The 8,620-nt window shown below is 59.2% G+C and carries 9 protein-coding genes; 8 read left to right on the plus strand and 1 reads right to left on the minus strand.

Annotated elements, in window-relative coordinates:
* From trmD to LJE91_14305, 6 genes are all read left to right on the plus strand, one after another.
* Nucleotides 1-765 (plus strand): tRNA (guanosine(37)-N1)-methyltransferase TrmD, encoded by a 765-nt coding sequence (trmD, locus tag LJE91_14280; GenBank protein ID MCG6869847.1) that lies wholly within the window; start codon nt 1-3, stop codon nt 763-765.
* 25 nt (nt 766-790) lie between these two features.
* A complete protein-coding gene (gene rplS / locus LJE91_14285; GenBank protein ID MCG6869848.1) occupies nt 791-1,138 on the plus strand; it encodes a 50S ribosomal protein L19 in 348 nt (115 codons plus the stop codon).
* Nucleotides 1,139-1,310: 172 nt separating this feature from the next.
* The gene (locus LJE91_14290) at nt 1,311-2,036 is read left to right on the plus strand and encodes a type 1 glutamine amidotransferase (protein ID MCG6869849.1); all 726 of its coding nucleotides are present in this window, start codon (nt 1,311-1,313) and stop codon (nt 2,034-2,036) included.
* A gap of 107 nt (nt 2,037-2,143) precedes the next feature.
* Nucleotides 2,144-4,069, plus strand: coding sequence for a molecular chaperone HtpG (htpG, locus tag LJE91_14295; protein MCG6869850.1), 1,926 nt, complete (start codon nt 2,144-2,146; stop codon nt 4,067-4,069).
* Nucleotides 4,070-4,125: 56 nt separating this feature from the next.
* The gene (locus LJE91_14300) at nt 4,126-4,533 is read left to right on the plus strand and encodes an RNA-binding protein (GenBank protein MCG6869851.1); all 408 of its coding nucleotides are present in this window, start codon (nt 4,126-4,128) and stop codon (nt 4,531-4,533) included.
* The gene (locus LJE91_14305; GenBank protein MCG6869852.1) at nt 4,530-4,970 is read left to right on the plus strand and encodes an NUDIX hydrolase; all 441 of its coding nucleotides are present in this window, start codon (nt 4,530-4,532) and stop codon (nt 4,968-4,970) included. Before LJE91_14300 ends, LJE91_14305 begins: the two co-directional genes overlap by 4 nt.
* Before the next feature lies 1 nt (nt 4,971).
* Here the strand turns inward: LJE91_14305 and LJE91_14310 are convergent, their stop codons facing one another.
* Nucleotides 4,972-5,979 carry an NAD-dependent epimerase gene (locus LJE91_14310; protein MCG6869853.1) on the minus strand — a complete coding sequence of 336 codons (1,008 nt, stop codon included), beginning with the start codon at nt 5,977-5,979 and terminating at the stop codon, nt 4,972-4,974.
* A 529-nt stretch (nt 5,980-6,508) separates the two neighbouring features.
* On the opposite strand from LJE91_14310, the gene LJE91_14315 reads away from it, so the two are divergent.
* A complete protein-coding gene (locus LJE91_14315; GenBank protein MCG6869854.1) occupies nt 6,509-7,726 on the plus strand; it encodes a hypothetical protein in 1,218 nt (405 codons plus the stop codon).
* 315 nt (nt 7,727-8,041) lie between these two features.
* On the plus strand, nt 8,042-8,620 hold a 579-nt coding region (locus tag LJE91_14320; protein ID MCG6869855.1), incomplete at its 3' end, for a hypothetical protein.

The raw sequence follows: 8,620 nt of genomic DNA on the forward strand, positions 1-8,620 counted from the left end.
TTGCGCGTTGATGTGGTCACCCTGTTTCCCGAATTCGTGGCCCAGGTCCTTGGCTACGGGGTGACGGCGCGCGCCGTGCAGCGCGGATCGATCGCAGTCAAAGCGCACAATCCCAGGCAATATGCGACGGACCGCCATCGCAGCGTGGACGACCGGCCGTTTGGCGGCGGTCCGGGAATGGTGATGACGGTCGAACCGCTGAGGTCCTGCGTGCGGTCCGTCCGGAGGCAGGTATGCGTGGATGCCCGAACGGTATTCCTGAGCCCGCAGGGCAAACCGCTGAACCAGGACAAGATCAACGAATGGGCCAGTTTGCCGGGACTGCTGCTGGTGGCTGGCCGCTACGAGGGTGTCGACGAACGCTTCATCGAAACCGAGGTCGACGAGGAGTGTTCCATCGGTGACTATGTGTTGAGTGGTGGCGAACTGGCGGCGATGGTTGTCGTCGATGCGTTGGCCCGCCTACTGCCGGGAGTGCTGGGACATGCGGACTCCGCGCGGCAAGACTCGTTTATGGATGGTCTGCTCGATTGCCCTCATTACTCCCGGCCGGCCTCGGTCGACGGTCGCGCCGTACCGCAGGTGCTGTTGGGTGGCGATCACGAGGCGATCCGGCGCTGGCGATTGAAGCAGTCGCTCGGTCGCACCTTCATCAGACGACCCGAGTTGCTGGCGCGCCGGGGTCTGGACGAAAACGAAAGGGCACTGCTGGACGAATATCTGGGCGAACGGGGGATTGGCGACGAGCCTGTTTGCAAGGATTGAATAGTGTACGAGGGAAATAAATATCATGGGTAACATCATTGAAGAGCTGGAAGCGGAACAACTGAAATCCGATCTTCCGGACTTCACGTCGGGCGACACGGTTGTCGTACAGGTGAAGGTGTCGGAAGGCGGCCGTGTGCGATTACAGGCATTCGAAGGCGTGGTAATCGGCAAGCGGAACCGGGGCCTGAATTCCTCGTTCACCGTGCGCAAGATCTCCCATGGCGAAGGGGTGGAGCGCGTGTTCCAAACGCACAGTCCGCTGCTTGCGAGCATCACCGTGAAGCGCCGCGGCAAGGTGCGCCGGGCCAAGCTGTATTATCTGAGGGGTCGGACCGGCAAGGCGGCCAGGATCAAGGAGAAGCTCGGCTAGCGCCCGGTACTTTCGGTCGTGAATGCCGTCCGATGATGGATTCGCCGGTTCAAGGCCCGCTGTTGACTCGTAGCCGGCGTACCTCGAGCGGCGCTCCGGATGCCTCAGAGCCCGGGGTGGGCAGATCCCCTGATACCCCCCTGTCTTCCGCGTAAATGAATGCACGATCACGATGAAGATTCACTATCTGATGCACGTGCCCTTCGAAGGGTTAGGTGGAATTGAGCCCTGGTTCATCGGCCATGGTTTCATGTTGTCGAGAACGCGCCTGTTTGCCGGAGAACGACTTCCGGAACCCGAATCGGTCGACGGTGCGGTCGTCATGGGTGGCCCTATGTCCGTCGGCGATACCGGCCCGTTTCCGTGGCTTAATGCGGAAAAGCGATTCATCGAGCGTGCCTTGCGTGCAGGGAAACCGGTTCTCGGTGTATGTCTCGGGGCGCAGCTGCTGGCCGATGTCATGGGATCGCGGATCTACCGGAACCGCGATACGGAGATCGGCTGGTTTCCCGTTACGCTGAGTCCGTCCGCCTCGTCTAGCCCGATCTTCAAGGGATTCCCCGCGCGATTCGATGCCTTCCATTGGCACGGAGACACATTCGACATCCCGGATGGCGCCTGGGGGATCGGTTCCAGCGATGCCTGCGCAAATCAGGGATTCGTGGTGGATAATGCGGTTGCGCTGCAGTTCCATCTCGAGTCGCAACCCTCCGGTGTCATGGACCTTTGTAGGGAATGCGCGGATGAACTCGTGCCGGCGGCCTTCGTGCAGACTCCGCAGGCGATGCTCGGTGATCCCGTCCGGTTCCTGGCGCTTCTGGCCCTGAATCGCACCTTGCTGGGAAACCTGTTCGCGGACGACTCACTGGCCGGGGATCTTCCGGACAAGGCTGCTTGATTCGCCGTTGTGCGGTGACCTGCGACGGCGTGTCCCGGGCCCCTTGAAAATATCCGCTGTCGTCGCCACTCTCTTTATTCAATCCAGTACCCTCGGAGCTCTACGCAATGTCAGTAGGAACCCAGAAGGAAACGCTTCAATTCCAGACCGAAGTCACTCAGTTACTTCACCTGATGATTCACTCGCTGTACTCCAACCGCGAAATCTTCCTGCGCGAAGTGATCTCCAACGCCTCGGACGCCTGCGACAAGTTACGGTTCGAGGCGATCTCGGACGAGGCACTGTTCGAACAGGACACCGACCTGAAGATCGAGGTCGAATTCGACAAGGACAAACGCACCGTGACCATCCGCGACAACGGGATCGGTATGACCCGTGACGAGGTGGTCAACAACATCGGGACAATCGCGAAGTCCGGTACCAGGGAGTTCTTTGAGTCGTTGACCGGTGACCAGGCGAAGGATGCCGGATTGATCGGGCAGTTCGGCGTCGGATTCTATTCTGCGTTCATCGTTTCGGACAAGGTCAGCCTGGTCACGAGACGGGCCGGCATGGGACCGGAACACGGCGTGCTCTGGGAGTCCGACGGCAAGGGCAGCTTCGAGATCGAAAACGTCGAAACCGCCTCACGGGGAACGGCGGTGACCCTGTGGTTGAAGAAAGAAGAGGCGGAATTCGCAGATGGCTGGCGGCTGAGATCGATCATCCACAAATACTCGGACCACATTCCGCTGCCTGTTCGAATGCTGAAGGAAAAAGACGCGGGTGAAGAAAAGTCGGAAGATCGGGAAGTGGCGGAATGGGAGACCGTCAACAAGGCCTCCGCGCTGTGGTCTCGACCCAAGTCCGGTATCAGCGAGGACGAATACAAGGAGTTCTACAAGCACGTCGGGCATGACTTTCAGGACCCGTTGGCCTGGACCCACAACCGGGTCGAGGGTACGCAGGAGTACACCACACTCCTCTATATCCCCTCCAAGGCCCCTTTCGACCTGTTCGACAGGGAACATATGCATGGCGTCAAGCTGTACGTGAAGCGCGTTTTCATCATGGACGACGCCGAGCATCTGCTGCCCAGGTACCTGCGGTTCGTTCGCGGTGTGGTCGACTCCGCCGACCTGCCGCTCAACGTGTCTCGGGAGATCCTGCAGAGTAACAAGGTCATCGACAATATCCGTGCCGGGGCCGTCAAGAAGCTTCTCGGTTTGCTCGAGAACATGGCCGACAAGGAGCCTGAGAAGTACGCGACCTTCTGGTCGGAATTCGGCAAGGTTCTGAAGGAGGGCCCTGCCGAGGACTTTTCCAACCGCGAACAGATCGCGGGATTGCTGCGTTTCTCTTCCAGTCACGACGACCAGGAGATGCAGGCGGTGTCGCTCGATGACTATATCGGGCGAATGAAGGAGGGTCAGGAGAAGATTTACTACGTGACCGCCGACAGCTTCGCCGCCGCGAAGAGCAGTCCCCACCTGGAGATCTTCCGCAAGAAGGGTATCGAGGTGCTGCTGATGCACGATCGAGTGGATGAGTGGCTGGCCGGCAATCTTACCGAATTCAAGGGCAAGGCCCTGCAGTCCGTGGCGAAGGGTGAGCTCGATCTTGGCGACGTGGAATCCGAGGACGACCGCAAGGAATACGAGAAGGTCGAAAAGGAAGCAGAAGACGTCATCAAGCGCATCAAGGACGCGTTGGGGGACCGGGTCGAAGACGTTCGTGTTTCGCACCGCTTGACCAGTTCCCCGGCCTGTATCGTGCTGAACGAGCACGACATGGCCATGTACATGCAGCATCTGCTCAAGCAGGCCGGTCACGAGATGCCTGCAAGCCGGCCGTCGCTCGAGGTCAACCCGACCCATCCGCTGGTCGGTCGCATGAAGGAGGAATCCGATGACGGGCGGTTTAGGGACTGGTCGACCATGTTGTTCGAACAGGCTGTCCTGGCCGAGGGTGGGCAACTGGAGGACCCGGCCGGTTTCGTGACCCGACTCAACGCCCTGATGATGGAGATGGCGACGACTCAGACTATGGGCTGAGCATAGGGGTTGCGTCCGCGCTGCGCCGAAACGGTTGACTGCGGTATGGCATTTCGATGATTGGAGCCGATGCCGGTGACGATGCGGTTCGCCTGGACAAGTGGCTTTGGGCAGCGAGACTGTTCAAGACACGGGGACTGGCGGCCCAGGCCATCACGGGCGGGAAGGTACACGTCAATGGGGAACGGGTGAAGGCTGCAAGACGGGTGAGGACCGGGGACACCCTCGAGGTGACGCGCGGCAGCGAGCAGATGAAGGTTGTTGTCCGGGGGCTCGCCCTGCGTCGGGGTCCGGCTTCGGAAGCCGCACACCTGTACGGGGAAACCGACGAAAGCAGGGTCCGTCGAGAACGGGAGCACGAAGCAAAGCGGCTTGCGAACATCACCGTGCACAGACCGAACCGTCGGCCGGACAAACGCCAGAGGAAGACCCTCCGCCAACTGGGCGGGAAGGACCGATCGTGACGCGCCCGGTTACGCCGTTGCTGGCGGTGGATGTCGTCATTCGCGTGAGCGATGAAGGCGGCGGATACGGGATCGTGCTCATCGAGCGACGCAATCCGCCGTTCGGATGGGCGTTTCCCGGCGGATTCGTCGACATCGGAGAGACCCTGGAGTCGGCCGCGGTGCGGGAAATGCGCGAGGAAACGAGCCTCGATGTGACACTCGAGGCGCTCCTGGGTTGCTACTCCGATCCCTCCCGCGATGCCCGGGGACACACGGTGAGCGCAGTCTATATCGGCTCCGCGCCAGGGATACCGATGGCCGCGGACGACGCAAAAACAATCCGTGTTGTGAATCCGCAGGATCCGGGTGTCGAACTGGCCTTCGATCACCATCTGATCCTGGAGGACTACCTTGCATGGCGCGAGTCGGGCAGACCGGCCCCGCTCAGGGCCTGAGCTACAGGCGATAGTATTCCCGGTACCACTCGACGAAACGCCGAACCCCCGTTTCCACAGATGTCTGTGGTTTGTAGCCGACGTCACGCACCAGATCCGAAACCTCGGCGTAGGTGTCGGGTACGTCTCCCGGCTGAAGCGGCAGCAGGTTCTGCTTCGCCTCGATCCCCAGGCAGTCCTCCAGCACCTTGATGTAGTGTCTCAACTCGACGGGCGCGTTGTTGCCGATGTTGTAGAGTCGCCAGGGAGCCGCGCTGGTGGCGGTGTCCGGCGTGTCCCCATTCCAGTCCGGGTTCGGTTCGGGTATCGAGCCCAGCGTTCGAATCACACCCTCGACGATATCGTCGATATAAGTGAAGTCCCGGCGATGATTGCCGAAGTTGAACACGTCGATGGGTTTACCCGCGAGGATCCGGGCGGTGAACAGGAACAGCGCCATGTCGGGACGTCCCCACGGCCCATAGACGGTGAAAAACCGCAGGCCAGTGGTCGGAATCCGGTATAGATGGCTGTAGACGTGCGCCATCAGCTCGTTCGCCTTCTTGCTGGCCGCGTAGAGGCTCAGAGGGTGGTCGACGTTATCGTGTACCGAAAACGGCATGCGGGTGTTGGCCCCGTAGACCGAACTGCTCGAGGCATAGACCAGGTGCTCGATCCGGTGGTTGCGACAGCCCTCGAGGATGTGTAGGAAGCCGACGAGGTTGGTGTCCACATAGGCGTGCGGGTTCTCGATCGAATACCGCACACCCGCCTGGGCCGCCAGATTGACGACGCGTTGGGGGCGATGCGTCTCGAAAACCTGCTCGATCGCGGCGCGGTCCTCCAGGCTGACACGCATGTCGGTGTACGAATCGTAGGCCCGGGTACGCTCGAGGCGCGCCTCCTTGAGGCGGACATCGTAGTAGTCGTTGAGATTATCGATACCCACGACCTCGTCCCCGCGTTCGAGGAGTCTGAGGGATAGCGCCGAACCGATAAATCCCGCGGAACCCGTCACCAGTACCTTCATGGTTGCTCCCAGTCCAGATTTTCGCTCATTAAATCAATGCCTCAAGGTGGGCGGGTATCATACCAGAGTGACCGGTTAGCAGTTCCCCGTGGGTTTCGCGCCCCGGGCCCGCGTCGTGTGTGGCAGCAAACTGACGGGCTGATGCGATACAGCTACAATTATGAGAACATATACGGACTCGATGCACGGGAATTCCAGTAAGTCCCCGGCCGGGGATCGATTCACAGAACCCGAGTGATTCCGGCAGCTTAGCGTCGCCTGGTATGCCTCTGCGAGGCCCCGGCGCAGGGTTGCCAGGGTGGCGTCACGACCGGGTCGAGTTGAGCGTATTTGTTGATCCAGTGCGCAGTTGGCGTGAGCGCGGGTAGCAAAATCTTTGATTTTTCGCTATGAGAATATCGGCGGGGTTGATTTTTGCGCCTGCAAAGTCACATGGCTCCTGAACGGCAGGGAACAAGATATGGGCATTCGCAGCGAAATGAACAAGAATTGTGCGGAAGCATCCAGAACCGGGGGGGGATCGCTTCCCGTGCTGGGGGTGAAAAGGGTTCGTTTATCCTTGGTGGCTGCCCTGATCGCTTTTCTGGTTCCCTCGTTGGCGTGGGGCGAGGCGTGGCAACTGGAGCCGGAGTTCAGCCTCGGCGGCAACTACAACACCAATTTCAGGCTGTCCACCACGAACCAGCAAGAGGTCGGGACCGGAAGCGTGGCCGGCGCCCTCAAGTTCAGTCGTCTCACCGAGTCTTATGAGATTGCAGGCCTAGTGCGTCTGAACTTCCTCGGCTATGTCGGGGATACCGAGAACTTGTCGAACCAGGGAGACCAGCTTTTCGGTTTCGAGTCGAAGAAGAAGTTCGAGCGATCCAATATTGGTCTCGACGTGTTGTGGAGGCGCGACACGGTGCTTCGCAGCATCAATGTGGTGGCGAACCCGGATAATCCGGCCATCGAGCCGGACCAGTCGGTCGACAACGACATCGTGACGGAGAACATTCGCCGCAATCAGATCACTGCGCGCCTGCCGATCGATTATGATCTTACGGAGCGAGATCAGGTGGGTGCAAGGTTGCTGTTCAATGCCTCACTGTATGCGGAGAACCCATTTCTGAACGACTTCCGGCAAGGTGGGCTGCGGCTTGATTACTCCCGCAAGCTGACGGAGAAGGACAATCTCATCGCCCTGGCCCAGGCATCGCGCTTTGATTCGGACAGCGGGCAAACCACGGACAACTACGAGATACAGGCAGGATACCAGTACGCATTCTCTGAAACGACGAAAGCGGGATTCACCGCAGGTGGTCGCTATACGGTGTTCGACAACCCCGGTCCTGGAGAAGACGGCACGAATACCGGATGGGTCGCGCGGTTACAGGCCTCGAAGATCACCGGTCAGGCGCGATTTGATGTCAGGCTCGAGAGAAACCTCTCGCCCAGCGGCGTGGGCAATCTGGTGGAAACCGACGAGGTCAACGCGAACATGAGTTATCAGCTTGCCGAACGATGGAGCTTCGCGTTACGTACACGGCTGTTTCAGAACGAAAACATCGAAAACCCACAATCGGGAAGTAACCGGCGGTACTTCCAGATCCTGCCCGCGTTGACGTATCGGATTACACCCGATTGGCGCGTTGAAGCGGCATACCGGTACGTCAGGCAGAAGCGATTCAACGAACCCGAAAGCGCTGACAGCAACACGGTTTTTCTCAACTTTCGTTGGACGAAGCTGACACCGATCGATTCGCTCTAGTAATACGTCTCGATCGGGAAGGTTTTGTTCGATACCAAGGTAAGGCGATTTCTGTCAAATGACATACCATCCAGCTTGTCTTTTCATCCGTCCCCTGTGTTGCGACAACAGTGACATAGTTCGACTATGCGCCTGATGTCGCGCCTTGATGACGAACGAAAATCCAGCGCGATCTGGTATGCCACTTTCCGGCAATCGCCTAAACTGTCAGTGCGGACTTGAGCGAGGAATTAGCCGTGTATGGGCAGTGTCGCAGTGAAAGGGTGAATAGAGATGACTCGCTGCCGTTATGCGGTAGACGAACGCAGGTAATACATGGAAAAGAAGGATCGCCAGGCAGGGTATGAGCTGCGCGAGTATGTCGGCATACTCCGCCGCAGGAAGCGGGAGATCTTTCTCCCGGCAGCCGGTATTCTTCTGCTGGCAATCCTGGCTGCATTCCTGCTTCCCGTTGTTTACCGGGCCCCCGCAACTATCCTGATCGAGAGTCAGGATGTCCCCGAGACCTTTGTGGAGGCGACGGTACGCAAAGAACTGGCCGAGCAGGTGCAGGGGGTCATGTTGCGTGTATTGGACAAGGATACCCTGCTAGGGATCGTTGATTCGCACAATCTTTTTCTCGACGAGAGAGACGAACTGCTACCGGCGCAGCTAGCCGGAATGTTGCGTGGGTCCATCGGGATGGAGATTGCACAGTTTCAGGCAGTGAAGTCTGAAGATACTGCAACAGCTACCATGGCGATCCAGGTCTATGCCGATCTCGACGAGCCCGTCGCCGCGGCCGACGTCTCGAACGAAATTGCGGAACTGTTCCTTGAGCAAGACCGTGCCATGCGGCAGGAGGAAGCAGAGTCCGTGTATAACTTCCTGCAGGGTGAGGGCGAGAAGCTCAAT

The sequence above is a fragment of the Gammaproteobacteria bacterium genome (assembly GCA_022340215.1).
Lineage (GTDB): Bacteria > Pseudomonadota > Gammaproteobacteria > JAJDOJ01 > JAJDOJ01 > JAJDOJ01.

Coding starts and splice junctions, on each gene's coding strand:
- htpG (MCG6869850.1), top strand. CDS start 2,144: ATGTCAGTAGGAACCCAGAAGGAAACGCTTCAATTCCAGACCGAAGTC.
- LJE91_14290 (MCG6869849.1), top strand. CDS start 1,311: ATGAAGATTCACTATCTGATGCACGTGCCCTTCGAAGGGTTAGGTGGA.
- rplS (MCG6869848.1), top strand. CDS start 791: ATGGGTAACATCATTGAAGAGCTGGAAGCGGAACAACTGAAATCCGAT.
- LJE91_14310 (MCG6869853.1), bottom strand. CDS start 5,979: ATGAAGGTACTGGTGACGGGTTCCGCGGGATTTATCGGTTCGGCGCTA.
- LJE91_14300 (MCG6869851.1), top strand. CDS start 4,126: ATGATTGGAGCCGATGCCGGTGACGATGCGGTTCGCCTGGACAAGTGG.